This is a genomic window from Corallococcus sp. EGB (assembly GCF_019968905.1).
Lineage (GTDB): Bacteria > Myxococcota > Myxococcia > Myxococcales > Myxococcaceae > Corallococcus.
The window spans coordinates 4,617,534-4,636,844 of record NZ_CP079946.1 but is presented as its reverse complement, the minus strand read 5'-3'; the positions used below and the strand labels follow the sequence as shown (position 1 = coordinate 4,636,844).

Sequence of the window (19,311 nt, the reverse complement as noted above, 5' to 3'; positions counted from 1 at the left end):
TCCGCCGAACACGCACGCCCGGGGTGTCGCCTACAGGAGCTTGGCCGCTTCCAGGGCGTGGTAGGTGATGACCAGGTCGGCGCCCGCGCGCTTGATGGACGTGAGGACCTCCATCATCACGCGCTCGTAGTCCACCCAGCCGTTCTGCCCGGCGGCCTTGAGCATCGCGTACTCGCCGGAGACGTTGTAGGCGGCGAGCGGCAGGTCGAAGTTCTCGCGAAGCGCGCGGATGACGTCCAGGTACGACAGCGCCGGCTTCACCATGATGAAGTCCGCGCCCTCCTCCACGTCCAGCGCCGTCTCGCGGAGGGCCTCGCGCACGTTGCCGGGGTCCATCTGGTAGCCGCGCCGGTCGCCGAACTGCGGCGTGCTCTGCGCGGCTTCCCGGAAGGGACCGTAGAAGCCGGAGGCGTACTTCGCCGAGTACGCCATGATGGGCGTGTCCTGGTGCTTCACCTCGTCCAGCGCCTTGCGGATGGCGCCGATGCGGCCGTCCATCATGTCCGACGGCGCGATGATGTCCGCGCCCGCCTGCGCGCAGGTGACCGCCATCTGGGCGAGCAGGGGCAGCGTGGCGTCATTGGCCACGTGCTGGCCGTCCAGCACGCCGCAGTGGCCGTGGTCGGTGTACTCGCACAGGCACACGTCCGCGATGACCTGGAGGTCCGGCTCCGCGGCCTTGATTTCGCGGATGGCGCGCTGGACGATGCCGTCCTTCGCGTACGCCTGGGTGCCCTGCGCGTCCTTGTGGTCCGGGATGCCGAAGAGGATGACGGAGGGCACGCCCAGCGACTTCGCGAGCTTCGCCTCCTTCACCGCGTGCTCCAGCGAGAAGTTGAAGACCCCCGGCATGGAGGCGATGGGACGGCGCACGTCCCGTCCCTCCACGACGAACAGCGGATAGATGAAGTCCGTGGGCGAGAGGCGCGTCTCTCTCACCATGTCACGGAGCGCCGCCGAGCGGCGCAGCCTGCGGGGACGGTGGACGGGGTGGGCCATGGGTCGCCGGTATAAACCGCCGCGCCCCGCGCTTCACCCCTTCCGAACCCTGAATCCGCCTGCTCAGCCGGCGACGGGGCGCCAGGTCGCCTGATGGCGGCGAGAATCGCGAGCCATGCGGTCGGCCCGCCGCCCGGCCAGGTCCGCCTCGTACAACGCCCGGGCGTAGCGCACCCGCGCCGCCTCGGTCCCGGTGATCAGCTCCCGCTCCGCCGCCTCCAGCTCACGGCGCGCGTCCTGAAGCTGCTGCTCGGTCCCGTCTGCCCACGTCATGCCCATGTCTCCTGTGTGGTGTGCCCGCGGCGGGTGGAGTCCAGCGTGCCGCGGGTCGTGGACAGGCATTGCAGACGCTGGACCAGCCCTCCCGTTGGAACTCACAGGAGTGCAACACGCGGGAATGACGAGGTGTCGCGTCGCGCCACGCGCGCTCCGGGTGCGCAACGCCCTTCCCAGCGGCGCGAACGGGCGAACGCGGCCGCGGGTGCAATCATCGCCCCGCCGGGTCGTCTACAGTCGCGACCGTGACGACTTCACCTCCCGCCCTTGAAGTGCAGGGCCTGCGAAAGACGTATCGCCGACCGTTCGGACGCGGCGGCCATGAAGCCCTCCGGGGCATGGACCTCCACGTCCCGGCGGGCAGCGCGTTCGGGCTGATTGGCCCCAATGGCGCGGGCAAGACGACCTTCATCAAGAGCGTGCTCGGCATCGTGCGGCCCACCTCGGGCACGGTGCGCGTGCTGGGCGGCTCACCCGAGGATCCCGCCATCCGCGCGCGCATCGGCTACCTGCCGGAGCGGCTGCACCTGCCGGGCACGTGGAAGTCCCCCGCGTTCCTGGCCACCGTGGCCCGGCTCAAGGGGCTGAAGCCAGACGCGGCCGCGCAGGCGCGGCTGTTGGAGCGAGTGGGCCTGGCGGACGCGGTGGACCGGCGCATCGGCGGATACTCCAAGGGCATGCGGCAGCGGCTGGGGCTGGCGGCGGCGCTGTTGGGGGACCCGGCGCTGCTCGTCCTGGATGAGCCCACGGACGGCATCGACCCCATGGGCCGGCTGGAGGTGCGCCGCATCCTCCAGGAGGAGGTCCAGAAGGGCGTGACGCTGTTCCTCAACTCCCACCTGCTGGCGGAGACGGAGCGCGTGTGTGACCGTGTGGCCATCCTCGCGGACGGGCGCGTGCTGCGCGAGGGACGGCTGGAGGAACTGGCGAAGGCCGGGGCCCGCTGGCGCGTGCGCTTCGCCCCGGGCGCGGACGCGGCGGCATTGACGTCCGAGGGCTTCATGCCCGCCGGCGGTGGCCGCGAGGAAGGCGTGTACACGGTGGACGCGGCGGACGTGGCGGTGCTCAACGCGGCGCTGGACAAGGCGCGGGCCCGGGGCGCGCTGCTCACGGAGCTCAAGCGTGAGGGGGCGGACCTGGAGGCGGTGCTCGTGGGCGCCGTCGGCCAGCCGGGAGTGGCGGCATGAAGAGCCCCGTCTTCGTCATCGCGGGCTACGTGCTGCGCGAGGCGGCGTCGCGCAAGTTCATCCTGGCCTTCATGGTGGGGCTCACGCTGGTGCTGGCCACCGTGGCGCTCAGCCTCAAGCTGGAGGTCGTGGACGGAGCGCTCGCGGCGACGCGCCTGTTCGGCGAGGTGATGCGCTCCAACATCATGTCCGTGGACGTGGCGCTGCGGCCCATCTACCGCGCGGCGGCGTACCTGGTGTTCTACGGCGGAATCCTCTTCGGCATCGTGGCGTGCTCGGACTTCGCGCCGGGGCTCTTGTCGCCCGGGCGCATCGAGCACCTGCTCGCCCTGCCCCTCCAGCGCTGGCACCTGCTGGCCGGCACGTTCCTGGGCGTGATGACGCTGGCCGTGGGCGGCACGGTGTACGCCGCGGGCGGGCTGACGCTCATCTTCGGGGTGAAGGCGGGGTACTGGACGGTGGGGCCGCTCATCGCCGGCGGGCTGGCCTGCGTGGGCTTCGCGGCCGTGTACGCGGTGATGCTCACCACGGCGACGCTGGTGCGCAGCGCGGCCTTGTGCTCCGCGGCGGGCTTCGTGCTGCTGGTGGGCGGCATCCTCGCGGGCTTTCGCCAGGACATCTCCCGCTATCTGGAGTCCGGCTTCGGGCGCGCGGCGTTCGACGCGGTGACGCTGGTGCTGCCCCGGCTGTCCGCGCTGGCGTCCCGCGCGGCGGACCTGGCCAGCTCCACGCCGCTGGAGAAGGGTTCGTTGGGCATGCTGCTGGGCGGCGTGCTGGTGTTCGCGCTGGGAGCGCTCTCCGTGGGCTTCTGGCACTTCGAGGGAAAGGACTGCTGAACCATGGATTCGCGCGGGCGCAGGAGGGTGTGGCTCTTGGGGGCCGTGTTGTTGTTCGCCGGAGCCGCGCTCCTGATGTTCACGGGCCAGGGGGACGCACCGCCGGCCCCGGAGAAGGACGTGGACTTCCCCCGGCGCATGCGCGGCACGGACGTGGCGCGCGCGGAGAAGCGGCGCACGTGGGTGATGCCCGCGGGGGTGGACGCGGGCGTGGCCGCGCCCGTGAAGCCGAGGGATCCGCTGCTCGCGGCACTGCCCCGGGGCCCGGGCCACACGGCGGTGGTCATCGAGGCGAACGCCCTGCGCTACTCGCCCGTGGGGGAGCTGCTCATGGACTGCCTCTTGCGCGACGGCGGCAAGAACCTGGAGCAGTTCAAGGCGCTGAGCGGCGTGGATCCGCTCCAGGACCTGGACCGGCTGGTCATCACCGACGAGGGCGTCATCCTCTCCGGCGACTTCAGCAAGGCGAAGTACCAGGAGCTCCTGGGCGAGCGCGTGTCGTCCGACCACGGCCCGGGCGCGCGGGTGTACGAGGGCGGCGACACGACCTTCGCCCTGGCGGACGGCGGCACGCAGCGCGGACGCATGGACGCCGCGGTGGGCACCTGGAACAACCAGATGCTGGTGTTCGGCTCGTCGCCGGACACCGTGAAGACGGTGCTGGACCGCATGGAGGGGCGCGGGGCGGAGGACGGGCCGCCGCTCCTGGACGAGAACAGCACCTATGGGGAGATGTACGGCGTGCTGGCGGTGGAGACCCTGGTGAAGCTGATGGGGCCAGATCAGGGGGAGTTGGCGCAGCGGCTGAAGGACGTGGCCCAGAACGTGGAGCTGCACCTGGACACCAGCGGCGACGTGGCCATGGTGGCCAACGTGACGGGCATGGACGCGGAGAAGATGGCGGACCTGGGCAAGTCCCTGGGCGGCGCGCTGTCCATGGCGCGCATGAAGGCGCAGGCGGACGGCAAGGAGGACCTGGCGCAGCTCCTGGACTTCGCCAAGGTCCGGCCTGACGGCACGTCCTTCAAGCTGGAGCTGGCGGTGCCGCTCGCCACCCTCCAGCAGGAGCTGGCCTGGTGCCGTGAGGAGCGCCAGGCCGCCGAGCGCGCGAAGGCCTCCCCCTAGGGAGCAGGCGGGCCGCCTTCGCTGTTTTCAGCCGGACACTTCGTACGGAATACTGCGTCCCCGACAGGGATCCCCGACCCGCCGGGAAGGCCGGGCGTGGGCTCCTCGAGGGTCCGATGAACGCACGCGTGGTGAGGGTGGCTCCCCTCCTCTTCGGTTCGGGGCTTTGCGCGCTGATCTACCAGACGGTGTGGGTGCGGGAGTTCCGCCTCATCTTCGGCGCTTCGACCGCCGCGTCGGCCGCCGTGCTCGCCATCTTCATGGCGGGGCTGGGGCTGGGCAGCGCGCTCCTGGGCGCGCGGGCGGACCGGCAGGCGAAGCCGCTGGCCTTCTACGCGAACCTGGAGCTGCTCATCGCCGCGAGCGCCGCGCTGAGCCCCTTCCTCGTGGAGGCGGTGCGCGCCATCTACATCGCCCTGGGCGGCACGCCGGTGATGGGACTGGGGCTGGGCACCGTCGTGCGGCTGGTGCTGTCGCTGCTGGTGCTCGCGGTGCCCACGGTGCTCATGGGCGGCACGCTGCCGGCCGCCGCGCGCGCGGTGCTGTCGGATGAGGATCCGCACCGCCGCGACCTCGCGCTGCTCTACGGCGTCAACACGCTGGGCGCAGTGACGGGCGCGGCGGCGTCCACGTTCCTCCTGCTGGAGGTGCTGGGCAACCGCACCACGCTCTGGTCCGCGTGTCTGCTCAACGCGCTCGTGGCCATCACCGCGCGCTCCGTGAGCCGCTCCCTGGAGTCCGCCGCTCCGGCCGCCACCGCCACCCCCGCCGAACCCGTCGCCGCCGCTCCCGTGACGCCCGCTGCCCCCGTGGCCGACGTGGGCACGCTGCCGCCCCGGGGCTTCGTGCTCGTGGCCGCCGCCGTGGTGGGCTTCGCGTTCCTGCTGATGGAGCTGGTCTGGTACCGGATGCTCGGGCCGCTGCTGGGCGGCACCACCTTCACCTTCGGCCTCATCCTCGCCCTGGCGCTCCTGGGCATCGGGCTGGGCGGCGCCGCGTATGCCGTCTTCTTCCGCCAGCGCCCCGCCACGCTGCAAGGCTTCGCGCTCACCTGCGCCGCGGAGGCCGTGCTGATGGCCGTGCCGTTCGCGCTGGGGGACCGGCTGGCCATCCTCGCCGTGCTGCTGCGCCCGCTGGGAGGCCTGGGCCTGGCCGGCATGGCGATGGGTTGGACGTTCATCACCTCCATCGTGGTGCTGCCCGCTGCTTTCGTGTCCGGCGTGCAGTTCCCGCTGCTCCTGGCGCTCATCGGGCGCGGCCGGCAGGACGCGGGCCAGCAGGTGGGGCAGGTGTACGCGTGGAACACGGGCGGGTCCATCGTGGGCTCGCTCGCGGGCGGCTTCGGGGTGCTTCCGCTGCTGACTGCGCCGGTGACGTGGCAGGCCGTGGCGGGCATCCTCGCCGCGCTGGGGCTGGGCGCCTCCATCCTCTCCTTCCAGCGGGAGCGCCAGCGGGGCGCGCTCGTGGCGCCGGTGCTGGCCACTGTTCTCGCCGTGGTGCTGCTCGCCGCGCAGGGGCCCACGGCCGTATGGCGCCACTCCGGAGTGGGCGCAGGCCGCTCTGGGTTGCACGAGCCCGACGCCCAGGACATCGACCGGTTCCAACGCGCCCGTCGCGCCGGCGTCACCTGGGAACACGAAGGCGTGGAGAGCAGCGTCGCGCTCGCGGATGACGACGGCCTCAGCTTCATCGTCAACGGCAAGGTGGACGGCAACTCCATTGGCGACGCTCCCACCCAGGTCATGTCGGGGCTCGTCGGCGCGCTGCTGCACCCGGCGCCGCGCACATCTCTCGTCATCGGCCTGGGCACGGGCAGCACCGCGGGCTGGCTGGGCAAGGTGCCGGACATGGAGCGCGTGGACGTGGTGGAGATTGAACCCGCCATCCTGGAGGTCGCTCGCCGCTGCCACGCGGTGAACGGGGACGTGATGAACAACCCGAAGGTGCACACCTCCTTCGGCGACGCGCGAGAGGTTCTGCTCACCACCCCCCAGCGCTACGACATCATCTTCTCCGAGCCCTCCAACCCGTACCGGGCCGGCATCTCCAGCCTCTTTACGCGCGAGTTCTACCAGGCGGCGAAGCAGCGGCTGGCCGAAGGGGGGCTGTTCCTGCAATGGCTCCAGGCCTATGAGGTGGACGCCCTCACCGTCCAGAGCGCCTATGCCACGCTGTCCTCGGAGTTCACGGCCGTGGAGACCTGGCAGACGCTGAGCGGAGACCTGCTGCTTGTCGCCTCCATGCAGCCGCCGACGTACGACCTGCAGGCCATGCGCCGCCGCATCTCCCAGGAGCCCTACCGCTCCGCGCTGCGCTCCGTGTGGCGGACGGATGAAGTGGAGGGCGTGCTGGCGCACTTCGTCGCGACCGCGGCGCTGGCGAAGCGGGCGGCGGAGGACGGCGCGAACATGATCAACACGGACGACCTGTCCTCCATGGAGTTCGCCTTCGCGCGAAGCCTGGGCCGGACCGCCTTCTTCTCCACACTGGACCTGCGCAGCGCTGCGCGGCGGCTCGGGGCGGACCGGCTGGCGTTCACGGGTGGCACCCCGGACTGGAACCGCGTGGAGGAGCTGCGCGTGTGGCTGGGGTACAACGCCCCCGGCCCCATGTCCGAGCAGGTCGGCGCCTACAAGGGCTTCGTCAGCGCCGCGCTGGCGGGCCAGGACGCCGCGGTGCTGTCACAGTGGCAGCACCTGAAACAGGTGCCCCGCGGCCCGCGAGAGCAATACACGCTGGCTCGCGCCCTGGTGATGACCGGCCACCCGGAGGCGCCCGCGGCCTTGCGATCCCTGGGGGAAAGCCTCCCGACGGAGGCGGACATGCTGGAGGCCCTGTACCTGGAGGCACAGCGGCAGGACGCCGCGGCGGCCGCGACCCTGGAACGCGCGTTCGCGCGGCTGCGGGAGGATCCGTGGCCGGTGGGGCCGCTCATCGAGGCGGCCCTCGACTCCTCGCTCCGGCTGGGCGTGCGTTCACCGGAGCTGGCCCGACGGCTCTATACAGCACTCGATCAGCCCTTCGCGGCCAGCGTTGCCACCGCCCATCGGAAGTTGATCCGCGCGAAGCTCGCGGTCGCAGCGGGAGGCATGAAGATGTGCGCGGAGGGCCTCGCCCCCTTGGAGCCGCACGTCCCCTGGAACCGCTCCCTGCTGTTGGCGCGCGCCGAGTGCTATGCCCAGTGGGGTGACGCGCGGGCAGGAGCGGCACGCGAGGACCTGGAGCGCTTCCTGGCCCAGGTGCCCGCCCCCTTCCTGGAAGACGTCGAAGCGGAAGGAGCATCCCCGCACGGAACGCCGGAGCAGAAGTCGCCGCCGACCACGACCGCACCGGCGGGCCAGTAGACCCGCCACCCGGCCCGGCGCTTCAGGGCGCCGGGCGCGCGCTCTTCGCCCTCGCCGGGGGACGGGGCCGCCAGCCGAGGACGACGCGGCCATACGGCGCGGGCCCCATGTCCAGCCCGGGGACCTCCAGGCTGTTGCGCTCGCGGTCCAGCAGCGCGTAGTCGTTGATCAACGACAGGCCCACCGACGAGCTCAGCCACAGGTCGCGGCCCAGGTGGACGTTGACGGTGGGCCCCACGCGCACCTGCGTCTCGCGCAGGTAGCTGGCGCCCATCGCCTGCAGCTCGGGTTCGAAGCGGGTGCGGAGCACCTGCATGTCCAGCGCCCCCACCAGCCCCAATTCCACCGAGTCGCCCAGCCTGCGCAGCAGCGTGAGCCGGGGCAGGCCCACCTCCAGGATGTACGGGCCCTGGTTGTAGGTCAGGCTCAGCATGGGCACCACCGGCAGCTTGTCGAAGGGCCACAGCGCGACCAGCCCGAACGTCAGCCCAAGCCCCGGCGAGTCCTCGAACTGGTAGCGGGCCATCGCGAACGCCACCCACGACGTGTCCAGCGTGAGGTCGAAGGAGGACTGGAAGTCCGTGCGGGTGCTGGCCGTCACGCCGCCCACCAGCAACCAGCGCGGCGCCACCGGACGGACGGCCGTGAGCCCCAATTGGATGCGGTGGAACTGCCGTTCCACCGAGTCCGGCCCGGCATCGGGCACGTCCGCGCCAATCCACCGCGTCTCGTAGCCCACCGACGGCAACAGGTACGTGCGCCCCAGGACGAGCGGCGGCAGCGGCACGCGCAGCTCCAGCGTCCGGCGCTCCTTGACGTGGACCCCGCCGCCCGCCTCCAGCGAGCCTCCTCCGGAGATGCCGTAGCTCAGGTAGAGCCGGTCCGCCTGCGTCTGGGCTCCGGCCGGGGTGCCCAGCAGCAGCACCGCCACGGCGCACCAGGCCAGGACCGGGGCCAGGAGTCGCCGTCGCACGACGAGGCGGTCGTCCACGCGCATCACACCCTGCCTTCGCAACGCGGGGCGGCCGGTCCCGGCCCCGAAGCCGGGGAGTCTACCCCGCCCCGCCCCACTCGGGGTGAAGCGAAATGGGCATGGGTGTGTCAGCCCACCATGGCGTTGACCTCATCCGTGAAGGCCGCGTCCGAGTCCGCGTGGACCACGAGCGGCGGCAGCACGGTGAGGTCCGCCCGGCCGTTCTTCACCGCGTGCAGCAGCACCAGCTTCGCGGGCCGGTCCGCGCGCGGGTGCACCATGCGCACCGTGCGCGGCTCCAGTTGAAGCGTGCGCAGCACCGACACCAGTTCACTGAAGCGCGACGCCGGGTACACCATGCACAGCCCGCCGCGAGGCACCAGCAGGTACGCCGCCGCGCGCACCACGTCCGGCAGCTCGCAGGCAATCTCGTGCCGCGCGAGCGCCTTCTCCCGGGACAGGTTGCTCTGGCCCGCGGTGCGGGCGCGGTAGGGCGGATTGCACAGCACGTGGCCGAAGCTGCTCGCGGGAAACGTGTCCGCCACGTGCCGCAGGTCGCCCTGCACCAGCGTCACCGCGCCCTCGCAGCGGTTCAAGTACACGTTGCGCTCGGCCAGGGAGAACAGGCCCGGCTGCAGTTCCAGCGCGGTGATGTCCGCGCGCCCCAGCCTTCGCGCCAGCACCAGCGGGATGATGCCGCAGCCGGTGCCCAGGTCGAGCAGCCGCCCCCGGTGAGCCCCCGCCTCGAACACCGCGAAGTGCGCGAGCAGGACGGGATCCAGCGTGAAGCGGTAGCCGTCCCTGCGCTGGAGCACCTGCACGTCGCCGCCGCAGATGGCGTCGAGCGTCTCCCCCGGGCCAGGCTCCAACCGCAGCCGCACCCGGCGGGGCCAATCCTGCGCGGTGCCGGTCAGCGCACGCACTGGGCGGGCCGTCAGACTTCTGGATCCAGGAAGAGCAACCCCGCTGGCACACGTGGCTCCACGCGCAGGGTGCGCGGGGGCAGCGTGGCCTGGGCCTCCATCACCGCCCGCACCTCCCACACGGGCGGAGGGTTGAGCGCGAAGCCCGCCTGGAACGTGCCGGCCTCCACTCCCGCCACCAGCGCCTCCAGGCCCTGAACGGGGAACACCTGCGGATGCCCGGAGGCCTCCGGCTCCTGGATGCCCAGCACCGTGCGCAGCACCAGCGTGTTGAGCAGCGCCAGGTCCAGGCTGCGCAGCGTGGGGTTTCGCGGCGCGCCCTTCAGGTGCGCCAGGTCCAGTCCCTGACGGAAGCGTAGGATGCGGCCCCGGCCTCCCGGCAGCACCAGCAGCACCGCGTGCTGTCCGGGTACCAGCGTGGCCAGCCGCTCGCGCGCCGCGGACAGCCCCGCGGGCGTGGTGAGGGGCGCGTCCAGCTCCATCACCCGTGCATAGGCGGACACCAGGGTGAGGAAGGTGTCCTCCTGGAAGGTCTCCACGCCCTTCAACGCGCGGTGGATGGGACAGAGCTCCAGGCCGGGCTCGGACAGGGGCACCACCGCCGCCAGCGTCTGGCCCTGCTCGCTCAGGGCCGCCAGGGGCCGCATGGGGGCCTCGTCCAGCACGGCCTGCAGGCGCTTGGACACCGGGGACGGTTCGATGCGCAGGAGCGACACCGGGTTGCCGTCGTACTGCCCCTTCCAGACGGAGATGCCGCGCTCGGCGGCCTCCGCCAGCAGGGCGCGAAGGGCGCCGTGGTCATCCGCCACCAGGGTGACGGCGGGCTCCACCTCCCACGCGCGGGGACGGTAGGGGTCCTGCTCCAGCGACGGCACCGCGTCCGGCGTCAGCGCGCACAGGAGGTAGCGCACCGGGGGGCCAGAGAAGCGGCCCGCAGGGCCGTGCAGCTCCACGACGTAGAGGGCGGGGCGCGCGTCCTTCAACAGCCCGCCCGAGTCCCGGAGCCGGCGCAGCTCCGCGCTCGGGTTGGCGGCCTCCAGCAGGGGCCGAACGTGCGTGGGCAGCGGGGCCGCGTTGCCGCGAGGAGGACCATCCCCGGGCTCCAGGGAGGAGCCCAGCGAGGTCAGGAGGGCCGAGAACGGGAGGACGCGCGCCATACCCGGGAAAGGTGGTGCCGCCCTCCCCCGCGCGCCATCACGCCTGCCCGCCCGCAGGCCAGGCCGTCTACCACCAGACGTTCTTGTAGGGCCGGTCCTTGGCGCCGTGCGAGCTGCGCACGACGGAGCGGTCCACGCTCTCCTCCCACAGGAGGCTCACGGTGGTGATGGCGCCCGCGGAGCCCAGGAAGGACAGCACGTAGGGGGTGGACTGGTTGAAGCCGCCCAGCACCAGGCCGGAGATGAGCAGCACCGCCGCGCCCACGCCCGCGCCGAACATGTCCGCGCGCAGGATCTGCGACGCCGTGGGGTTGTAGCGCATGGTCGCCAGGGCCAGCACGCCCGCGCCCACCCCCGGGGAGATGAGCAACATGTCCTTCCACGTCTTGCCGGAGATGGACGTGCCGGAGAAGTGAACGATGGCGAGGAACAGCGCGCTGTATGCCGCCGCCCAGCCCGCGCCAGAGGCCACCAGCAGGCCATCCGAGAGCGGCAGCTGCCCGCCGCCGATGCCCGCCGTCAGCCACGCGCCCAGCTCCGCGCCCAGGAACGCGGACCAGGTGAGCACGCCCGCGTCCTGGGTGATGAGGTCCATGAAGCCCGCGAGGAACATCCCGCCGATGCCCGAGTTGAGGATGGTGAAGTTCGCCATGGGCGTGTCCACCCAGTTGTTGAACTGCCACCACGCGGACGCACCGAAGCCCAGGCCCGCGCCGATGAGCGTGCCCGCGAGCATGGTCTCGCGCGAGGTGCGGTCGAAGTTGAACTCCTTGGAGAAGGCCTGCGTGAAGAAGCCGCCCAGCGCGCCCAGGGCCGTGTGGTGCAGCACGAAGCGCAGGCTGCCGGGGCCGGACAGGAACGGCCCCTGGCGGCGCTGGCCGTCCAGGTACATGCCGGTGTCCTCCGGCGGCGGGCGGATGCGCGAGGCGGCCGTCGCCGTCTCGTCGCGGAGGGACTCCGGGCGCACCTCCCGCGCGCCCTCCGTCAACGGCGCCTGCGGCTCGGTGCGCAGGCGGTCTGGAGGCGCGAGCGGCGCGTCGCTCGCGGGGGGCGGCACGTCCGACGGCTGACCGTACGCGCCGTTGGAGGGCGCCACCGGCTGCGGCTCTTCCTGAGGGGCCTCGGCCTGCGACGACGGCGCGGGGTACATGCCCGGCGCGGGCGGAGGCGGCGGCTGCGGCGCTGGATAGACGCCCGTGCCCCCCGCCTGCGCGAGGGCGAGGCCCGGCAACGTCAGCATGGCGACCGCGAGGACGGTGACAGGGAGGTTCCAGGTTCGACGGAGTGACACGCGAGGGGCTCCTTGGGTCCGGCCGTCCGGCAGAAAACCACAACCGGTGCGCACGTGTTGGTTTTCCGCCGCGCGTCGAAGATTCTCGCGAGCCCATGCCTGAAGGCATCTCGTGGTCCGAACTCGGCGTCGACTCCGCCCGCGTACAGGCGGTGAACGCAGTCCCCTTCCCTCCCGGCCAGCGCGACTTCGTCCTCTACTGGTGCATGGTCAATCACCGCTGGGAGGAGAACCACGCGCTGGATGCCGCCATCGCGCTGGGCAACCACCTGGGCCTGCCCGTCGTCGTCTATCAGGCCATCCGTCCAGACTACCCCTACGCCTCGGAGCGGCTACACGCGTGGGCACTGGAAGGCATGGCGGACATGGCGAAGGGCTGCGCCGCGCGCGGCCTGCCGTACTGGCTGGAGCTGCCGCGCACGAAGAAGGAACACACGCACCGGATCGCCAGCCTGGGCCGGCGCGCCGCGGCCGTGGTGTCGGACCTGTTCCCCACATACATCATCCCAGGCCACCTGCGCGGCGCGGCCCGAGCGCTGCGCGTGCCGCTGCTCGCGGTGGACGCGTCGTGCGTGGTGCCCATGCAGCGCATCCCCGCGGCCCAGGTGGGCGCGTACGCGCTGCGCCCCAAGCTGCGCAAGCTGTGGCCGGAGTACCTGGAGCGCACGCTGCCGAAGCGCCGCCCCCACGTGTCCGGCGCGAAGCTCCACCCGGACTTCGAGCTGTCCGACGCGGTGGAGGCGCGGGCCGCGCTGGACACGTTCGCGCTGGACCATTCCGTGAAGCCGCTGCCCGAGCGCGGCGGACGCAAGGCGGGCCTCAAGGCCCTGGACGCGTTCCTCGACCAGCGGCTGGAGGGCTACGACACGGGCCGGAACAATCCGGGCCTGGGCCAGCAGTCCAACCTGTCGCCCTACTTCCACTGGGGCAACCTCTTCCCCGGCGAGGCGGCGCGCGCGGCCATCGCGGCGAAGGGAAAGGACCACCCGGCGGTGCAGGCCTTCGTGGAGGAGCTGCTCGTGCGCCGCGAGCTGGGCTTCAACTACTGCTTCCACACGCCCGGCCCGAAGCAGCTGAGCGTGGACTCCCTGCCCGCGTGGGCGCGCGAGACGCTGACGCGCCACCGGAAGGATCCGCGCCCGCATCTCTACACGGACGAGGAGCTGGAGCAGGGCCGCACCCAGGACGCGCTCTGGAACGCAGCCCAGCGCGAGCTGCGGGAGCGCGGGCGGATCCACAACTACCTGCGCATGCTCTGGGGGAAGAAGATCCTGGAGTGGAGCGCCACGCCCGAGGAAGCGCTGGCCCGCATCGCGAGGCTCAACGACACCTACGCGGTGGACGGACGCGACCCGGCGAGCGTGGCCAACTTCATGTGGGTCCTGGGGCTGCACGACCGGCCCTTCCAGGAGCGCCCGGTGATTGGAAAGGTGCGCCCCATGAGCTCCCAGCGGACCGCGGCGAAATTCGACCTGGGTCCATACCTGGAGCGCTGGGGCGGCCCCCGGACCGAGGAGTCGAGGCCGGTCCCCCGGAAGGCGGGGAGGCCCCGCGGAGCGGCCCGGTAGGTCGCCGGTGGACATCCCCCTGAAGACAGCGGTTCACTTTCCCGCCCGGGGTCACTAAACCGGACGGACGCACCCGCTTTCGCGGAATGAATCAGGAGTCAGCCATGGGCACGATGAAGTTCGAGGTCCCCCACAGCCTTCCCAAGGACGAGGTCAAGAAGCGCGTCGAGCAGCTCCTGCAGTACTGGGGCAACAAGTACGGCGTGAAGTCCGACTGGCAGGGTGAAGAAGGCGCGAAGCTGGTCGGCAAGGTGATGGGCATCAACCTGGACGCCAGCTTCGTCATCACGGACAAGGCCATCTCCGGCGAGGGCACCGACCCCGGCATGCTCCTGCGCAACCAGGCCAAGACGTACATCCAGAAGAAGTTCGGCTCGGTGCTGGATCCGTCCAAGAGCCTGGAGCAGGTGAAGAGCAACCTGGACTGACGAAGCCCGACGTGCGCCGGGCCGCGGTCTTCAGCCCGGCTGCTCCTCCAGCGCGGCCAGCGCATAGCGGGCCGCGCGGGAGATGGACTCCGCGGAGTCGAGCATCTCCGGGTAGTGCCCCGCCAGCGGGCGCTGCGGATACTTCAGCTGCGCGACGGCGTTGCGGTAGCTGCGCCGGGCCGCCTCGAAGTCCTGCGTGCGCTCCTGCACCTGGGCCAGCAGGTAGTGACCGATGGCCAGCGTGGGCTCCAGGAACAGGGCCTTGGCCAGCTCGGAGCGCGCCTCGGCCAGGCTCCCCGCCTGCATCGCCGCCACCCCGCCGAAGATGCGCGCCTCCACGCACAGCGGCTCGCGCTGGAGCGCCTGCGCGAACGTGTCGCGCGCATCGTCGATGCGTCCGGTGAGCGAGTACAGGTTGCCCAGCGTCAGGAGCGCGTCCAGGTCGGAGGGCTCGTCCACCAGCAGGCGCTTCACGCCGTCGATGGCGGCCGGGAAGTCGCCCTGCGCCATCTTGCGCACGGCCATGTTCAGGCGCTCCGCGGGCGGCAGCAGCTGCGGCCACGAACCACTGGGCCGCGCGGGAGGCGCCTCCGCCAGGGGCCGGGACGTGGGCGGCTCCACGCGCACCGCCGCGAAGGAACCGGAGGGCCGGTCCGTCCCGGGCCGGCGCGGGGGCTCCACCGTGCGGGACGGCTCGGCCCCAAGCGCGGGGAACTCCCCCGTGCGGGTCGGCGCCGGTCGGACGGCGGGGTACTCGCCGGTGCGGCGCCCCGTCAGCGCCCCCACCGCGGGCAACTCCAGGGTGGGCCTGCGCACGGGCGCGTCCGGAGCCCGGGCCGCGTCGGTGGCGCTCGCGGTGCGCAGCCTCGCCGCGGTCTCCGCGCTGGCCTGCATCCGCTGACGCAGCTCCAGGGCGAAGGACTCCGGGCTGCCCGGACGGGCCTCCGTCAGCGGCGCCAGGGGTGGCAGCGCCTGCGGGCGTTCGCCCAGGGGGCGCCGGTACACGAACGCGCCGTCCACTTCGATCATCTCGAAGCGGTCATAGACCTTGAACAAGCTCTCCGAGTACCCGAGGAAGAGCAGCCCGCCCGGCCGCAGCGCCGCGAGGAAGCGGTCCATCAACCCGCGGATGGTGGGCAGGTCGAAGTAGATGATGACGTTGCGGCAGAGGATGAGGTCCAGCGACGCGGGCGCCACCTTGTCGAACACCGGCGCGGCCAGGTTCTGACCGTCGAAGCGGATGTACTCGCGCAGGATGGGCGACGCCTCGTAGCCGTCCTCCACCGGCCGGAAGAAGCGCTTGAGCCGCTCCTGTCCAATGGCCATCGCGCGCCGCGAGGAGAAGCGCCCCTGCCGCGCGGCCTCCACCGCGGCCAGGTTCAGGTCGGTGGCCCACAGGTCCACCTCCACCGCGAGCGCCCCCAGCTCCGCCATCACCAGCGCCAGGCTGTAGGGCTCCTCGCCGGTGGCGCAGCCCGCGGACCAGATGGACACCTTGCGCATCTCGCGCCGCGCCCGCGCGAGCAGCTCCGGCAGCACGCTCTCCTCCAGCGCGCGGAACTGCTTCGCGTCGCGGAAGAACTCCGTGTGCCCCACCGTCACCAGCGGCAACAGCGCGCGCAGCTCCTCCTCCCCGCTCGCGCTCATCAGCTTCTGCAGGTACTTCTCCGGGTCGCTCAGCCCCAGCGCGGGCATGCGCGTGGACAGGGCGAGCCGCAGGCTGTGGTACCCATCCAGGGTGATCTTCAGCCCCGCGCGCTCGAGCAGGAGCGCGGACAGCTGCTGGAGCACCTTGTTGCCCACGTTCAGCACGCGTCCACCCACTGCACGAGCGTCGGCGCGATGACGTCCAGCGGCAGCACCTGCTGCGCCGCGCCCAGGAGCACCGCCTCGCGCGGCATGCCGTAGACGATGCAGGTGGCCTCGTCCTGCGCGATGGTGCGCCCGCCCCGCTCGCGAATCTCCTTCAAGCCCCTGGCGCCGTCGCGGCCCATGCCCGTCAGGATGACGCCGATGCACCGGCGGCCGAAAGCCTCGCCCGCCGAAGTGAGCAGCATGTCACACGAGGGACGGAAGCCCCGCAGGGCAGGTCCAGTATCCAGTTCCAGACGGCCGTCCGACTTCACCAGCAGATGTCCTCCCGAAGGGGCGATGTACACCGTGCCCGGCTCCATGAACGCATCGTGCGTCGCCTCGACGACGCGCAACGCCGTCTCCGTGGAGAGCCAGTGCGCCAGGCCCTCCGTGAAGCCCTGGCTGATGTGCTGACAGTAGGCGATGGGCGCGGGGAAGCCCCGCGGAATCATCCGCAGCACCGTCGCGACGGCCTTCGGCCCACCCAGCGAGGCAGCCAACGCGACCAGGGGAAACGGCGCGGTGGGCCCCTCCTGCACGGCCGGCCTGGATTGCCGGGACGAGGATGGCGGAGAGCGGATGCCCTTCACCTGGGACAGCATCACCAGCTTGCGGTTCACCGCGTGCCAGAAGTCCGGCCCCGGGCTCATGGGCCGGTCCATCACGTCCAGCGCGCCCAGGGCCAGCGCCTGGAACGCCTGCTGTCCGGTGAGCACGCCCGGGTGCAGCGCGAGGATGGGCGTGGGCCGCATGGCCATGATGCGCTCGATGGCGCCCAGCGCCTCCGAGGACGTCAGGTCCACCAGCAGCACGTCCGGGAAGTGCCTGCGCACCACGCCCTCGGCGCCCACGAAGTCCGCCTCCGGCGGGCCCACGGCCACCAGCGATTCGCCGTCGAAGAGCCCGCGCACCAACGCGCGCAGACCCCGCCCCACCAGGAGTACCCGGAACGCGAGCCCCGTCACCGCCGTGCCGCCGCCCACAAGAGGCTCCTCAGGTCAGCCGATCGATGGACTGCGCCAGGCTCTCCACGCCCAGCTCGCCCTTCACCAGGTACGCATCCGCGCCCGCGTCCAGACCGCGCCGCTTGTCCTCCGGCGACGCGAGCGACGACAGGATGATGACCGGGATGCGCGCCACCGCCGGCGTGCCCTTCAGCCGCCGCGTGAGGGAGAAGCCGTCCAGCTTCGGCATCTGCACGTCCGTGAGGATGAGGTCGTACGTGTTCGTCTGCACCTTCGCGTACGCCTCCTCACCGTCCTGTGCCTCCTCCACGGAGTGGCCCAGCGCCTTGACGAGCGCGCCCTCCGTCGCGCGAGCGATGGGCGAGTCGTCCACCAGCAGCACGCGCAGCCGGCGCGTGGCGGGGGCCTGGGTGACGGGGCGGGCCATGCGGCGCACCTCCGTCATGATGTCCGGCACGTGCAGGAGCACCGCGATGCGCCCGTCCTCCAGCGCGGCCGTGCCCGCGATGAACGGCGCGCCCTTGAGGAACTCGCCGCCGCAGGGCTTCACCGCGACCTCGCGCTCGTCCACGAAGCCGTCCACCACCAGCGCGGCGTAGTCGTCGCCGTGGCGCACCACCACCGCGGGGGGCTTGTCGAAGCGGTTGCCGCCGTTGAGGCCCAACAGCGGCCCCAGCGCCACCAGCGCCGTGGGCTTGCCCCGGTGCCGCACCGCCAGCGTGCCGAAGACCTCCATGCGGTCATCCGGCTTGACGCGCATGACGGCCACCACGTCCGCGGCGGGCATGCCGTAGACGTCGTCGCCCAGGCGCACCAGCAGCACCTTCATGAGGGCCAGGGACTGCGGCAGGCGCAGCGTGATGGTGGTGCCGCGGCCCTGGCGGCTCTGCACGCCCACGGACCCGCCCAGGGTCTCCACCTTGCGCTTCACCACGTCCATGCCCACGCCGCGGCCGGACAGCTCGCTCACCTGTTCGCGCGTGGAGAAGCCAGGGCGGAAGATGAGCTCGATGGCCTCGCGCTCCGACAGCGCGGCGGCCTGCACCGGCGACAAGAGGCGCTTGTTGATGGCCACCTGCTTGAGCCGCTCGGTGTCCATGCCCCGGCCGTCGTCCTCCACCTCGATGTGGAGCATGTCACCGTCCACGCGCACGCGGATGCGGATGCGGCCCAGGGCGGGCTTGCCCATCTGCATGCGGAAGTCCGGCGACTCCAGGCCGTGGTCCACCGCGTTGCGCAACAGGTGCACCAGCGCGTCGCGCACGTCCGCCAGCATGGACCGGTCCACGCCGATGTCGGCGTTCTCGATGACCAGGTCCACTTCCTTGTTCTGCGTCTTCGCGATGTCGCGCACCGCGCGAGGGAACGCGTCGAACACGGTGGACAGCGGCACCAGGCGCGCCTCGGCCACGTGGTCCGCCAGCTGGGCCAGGTTGCCGTGCAGCGTGTTGATGCCGTCCCCGTTGCGGCGCACGAAGCGGAACGCGTCGTCGCGCAGCATGTGCAGGTCCGCCTCCGCGCGCTCCAGCTCCTTGCGGATGACGTCCGGGACGTCCACGTCCTCGGAGATGCGCAGGAAGCGGTCGCCCAGGCGGCTGAACCGCTCGAAGAGCTGCGCCGTCTCCGAGCTGCGCAGGCGGCCGCGAGCGCTCTCCACCAAGAGGTCGCCGGCGAGCAGGCCCAGCGAGTCCAGCACCTCCACGTTCACGCGGATGCTGCGGTCCGCGATGGAGCTGCTCTTCGCGGCGCTGGGGGCGTCTTCCTCCTTCGCCGCCGCGGGCGCGGGCTGCGGCATGGCCACGGGCTCCGGCGTGCGGGACGTGGCCTGCACGGGCGGGGCCGCTGCGGGGGGCGGCGCCACCGGAGCCGCGGGCTTGGGGGGCGCGGGCGGCTGCGCGGCGGAGGCGGCGGGCTTGCGCACCGGGCCCAGCGCGGGCACGGGGTGGCCGGACACGTCCGACAGCGCCTTCACCATCTCCTCGGTGGCGGACGTGCCGGTGTGGGCCGCGTCCAGGTCCTCCAGCAGGTCCGACAGCACGTCGCACGCGCGGAGCATGACGTCCGTGGCCGTCTCGGTGGCCGTCTTGCCTTCGCGCTCGGCGCGCAGCACGTCCTCGGCGGCGTGCGCGAGCTGCCCGATGGCGGCCAGGCCCAACATGCGGGCCTCGCCCTTCATCGTGTGCAGTTCGCGCGCGACGTCGTCCGCGGCCTGATCCGCGGTCTCCTTCTCCAGGTCGATGACTCCCAGCTGGATCTTCTGGAGTCGATCGGCCGTGACCTCCTGGAACTTCTTCAGGAGGGATTTCTTGAGGGCCTCGGTGTCCATGGGTCGCGGGCGTCAGGGCGCTGGTGGCGCCCCTCGACCCATTTCTCCCCTCAGGAGAA

Annotated in this window: 15 protein-coding genes; 6 read left to right on the top strand and 9 right to left on the bottom strand. The window is 72.0% G+C overall.

What is annotated here, in order from left to right; genetic code table 11:
* Positions 1-30: 30 nt before the first annotated feature.
* Positions 31-999 carry a porphobilinogen synthase gene (gene hemB / locus KYK13_RS19380; protein WP_223646318.1) on the bottom strand — a complete coding sequence of 323 codons (969 nt, stop codon included), beginning with the start codon at positions 997-999 and terminating at the stop codon, positions 31-33.
* Between the two features lie 63 nt (positions 1,000-1,062).
* Positions 1,063-1,272: a hypothetical protein gene (locus KYK13_RS19375; RefSeq protein ID WP_223646316.1), complete on the bottom strand. Its 210-nt coding sequence runs from the start codon at positions 1,270-1,272 to the stop codon at positions 1,063-1,065.
* A gap of 341 nt (positions 1,273-1,613) precedes the next feature.
* Between KYK13_RS19375 and KYK13_RS19370 the strand changes: the two genes are divergently transcribed.
* From KYK13_RS19370 to KYK13_RS19355, 4 genes are all read left to right on the top strand, one after another.
* Positions 1,614-2,462, top strand: coding sequence for an ABC transporter ATP-binding protein (locus tag KYK13_RS19370; protein WP_304504119.1), 849 nt, complete (start codon positions 1,614-1,616; stop codon positions 2,460-2,462).
* Positions 2,459-3,298, top strand: a complete 840-nt coding sequence (locus KYK13_RS19365) for an ABC transporter permease (protein ID WP_223646312.1) — start codon at positions 2,459-2,461, stop codon at positions 3,296-3,298. Before KYK13_RS19370 ends, KYK13_RS19365 begins: the two co-directional genes overlap by 4 nt.
* Before the next feature lie 3 nt (positions 3,299-3,301).
* Positions 3,302-4,423, top strand: coding sequence for a hypothetical protein (locus KYK13_RS19360; RefSeq protein ID WP_223646310.1), 1,122 nt, complete (start codon positions 3,302-3,304; stop codon positions 4,421-4,423).
* Positions 4,424-4,539: 116 nt separating this feature from the next.
* Entirely contained in the window at positions 4,540-7,767 is a 3,228-nt protein-coding gene (locus KYK13_RS19355; RefSeq protein ID WP_223646308.1) for a fused MFS/spermidine synthase, read from the top strand.
* 22 nt (positions 7,768-7,789) lie between these two features.
* Here the strand turns inward: KYK13_RS19355 and KYK13_RS19350 are convergent, their stop codons facing one another.
* The 4 genes from KYK13_RS19350 to KYK13_RS19335 all read right to left on the bottom strand — a co-directional run bounded on the left by KYK13_RS19350 (position 7,790) and on the right by KYK13_RS19335 (position 12,111).
* A complete protein-coding gene (locus tag KYK13_RS19350) occupies positions 7,790-8,740 on the bottom strand; it encodes a DUF6268 family outer membrane beta-barrel protein (protein WP_223646306.1) in 951 nt (316 codons plus the stop codon).
* Positions 8,741-8,868: 128 nt separating this feature from the next.
* Entirely contained in the window at positions 8,869-9,663 is a 795-nt protein-coding gene (locus tag KYK13_RS19345; protein ID WP_223646304.1) for a tRNA1(Val) (adenine(37)-N6)-methyltransferase, read from the bottom strand.
* Positions 9,664-9,674: 11 nt separating this feature from the next.
* On the bottom strand, positions 9,675-10,820 hold the full coding sequence (locus KYK13_RS19340) for a DUF1015 family protein (protein ID WP_223646302.1): 1,146 nt from the start codon (positions 10,818-10,820) through the stop codon (positions 9,675-9,677).
* 67 nt (positions 10,821-10,887) lie between these two features.
* Complete coding sequence (locus KYK13_RS19335) at positions 10,888-12,111, bottom strand: hypothetical protein (protein WP_223646300.1); 1,224 nt, start codon at positions 12,109-12,111, stop codon at positions 10,888-10,890.
* 95 nt (positions 12,112-12,206) lie between these two features.
* Here KYK13_RS19335 and KYK13_RS19330 point away from each other — a divergent pair, with 95 nt between their 5' ends.
* Positions 12,207-13,679 carry a deoxyribodipyrimidine photo-lyase gene (locus tag KYK13_RS19330; protein ID WP_223646298.1) on the top strand — a complete coding sequence of 491 codons (1,473 nt, stop codon included), beginning with the start codon at positions 12,207-12,209 and terminating at the stop codon, positions 13,677-13,679.
* Between the two features lie 104 nt (positions 13,680-13,783).
* Entirely contained in the window at positions 13,784-14,107 is a 324-nt protein-coding gene (locus KYK13_RS19325; RefSeq protein WP_223646297.1) for a polyhydroxyalkanoic acid system family protein, read from the top strand.
* A gap of 30 nt (positions 14,108-14,137) precedes the next feature.
* Here the strand turns inward: KYK13_RS19325 and KYK13_RS19320 are convergent, their stop codons facing one another.
* From KYK13_RS19320 to KYK13_RS19310, 3 genes are read right to left on the bottom strand one after another with little or no spacing between them, the layout of a single operon-like run.
* Positions 14,138-15,919 (bottom strand): protein-glutamate O-methyltransferase, encoded by a 1,782-nt coding sequence (locus KYK13_RS19320; RefSeq protein WP_223646296.1) that lies wholly within the window; start codon positions 15,917-15,919, stop codon positions 14,138-14,140.
* The gene (locus KYK13_RS19315; protein ID WP_223646295.1) at positions 15,913-16,944 is read right to left on the bottom strand and encodes a chemotaxis protein CheB; all 1,032 of its coding nucleotides are present in this window, start codon (positions 16,942-16,944) and stop codon (positions 15,913-15,915) included. The genes KYK13_RS19320 and KYK13_RS19315 overlap by 7 nt, the downstream gene beginning before the upstream one ends.
* A gap of 10 nt (positions 16,945-16,954) precedes the next feature.
* On the bottom strand, positions 16,955-19,252 hold the full coding sequence (locus KYK13_RS19310; protein WP_223646294.1) for a hybrid sensor histidine kinase/response regulator: 2,298 nt from the start codon (positions 19,250-19,252) through the stop codon (positions 16,955-16,957).
* Positions 19,253-19,311: the final 59 nt, after the last annotated feature.

Excerpts from the sequence above, each read along its gene's own strand:
- KYK13_RS19365 (WP_223646312.1), top strand. The coding sequence starts at position 2,459 with ATGAAGAGCCCCGTCTTCGTCATCGCGGGCTACGTGCTGCGCGAGGCG.
- KYK13_RS19325 (WP_223646297.1), top strand. The coding sequence starts at position 13,784 with ATGGGCACGATGAAGTTCGAGGTCCCCCACAGCCTTCCCAAGGACGAG.
- KYK13_RS19330 (WP_223646298.1), top strand. The coding sequence starts at position 12,207 with ATGCCTGAAGGCATCTCGTGGTCCGAACTCGGCGTCGACTCCGCCCGC.
- KYK13_RS19360 (WP_223646310.1), top strand. The coding sequence starts at position 3,302 with ATGGATTCGCGCGGGCGCAGGAGGGTGTGGCTCTTGGGGGCCGTGTTG.
- KYK13_RS19370 (WP_304504119.1), top strand. The coding sequence starts at position 1,614 with ATGGACCTCCACGTCCCGGCGGGCAGCGCGTTCGGGCTGATTGGCCCC.
- KYK13_RS19340 (WP_223646302.1), bottom strand. The coding sequence starts at position 10,820 with ATGGCGCGCGTCCTCCCGTTCTCGGCCCTCCTGACCTCGCTGGGCTCC.
- KYK13_RS19310 (WP_223646294.1), bottom strand. The coding sequence starts at position 19,252 with ATGGACACCGAGGCCCTCAAGAAATCCCTCCTGAAGAAGTTCCAGGAG.
- hemB (WP_223646318.1), bottom strand. The coding sequence starts at position 999 with ATGGCCCACCCCGTCCACCGTCCCCGCAGGCTGCGCCGCTCGGCGGCG.
- KYK13_RS19355 (WP_223646308.1), top strand. The coding sequence starts at position 4,540 with ATGAACGCACGCGTGGTGAGGGTGGCTCCCCTCCTCTTCGGTTCGGGG.
- KYK13_RS19375 (WP_223646316.1), bottom strand. The coding sequence starts at position 1,272 with ATGACGTGGGCAGACGGGACCGAGCAGCAGCTTCAGGACGCGCGCCGT.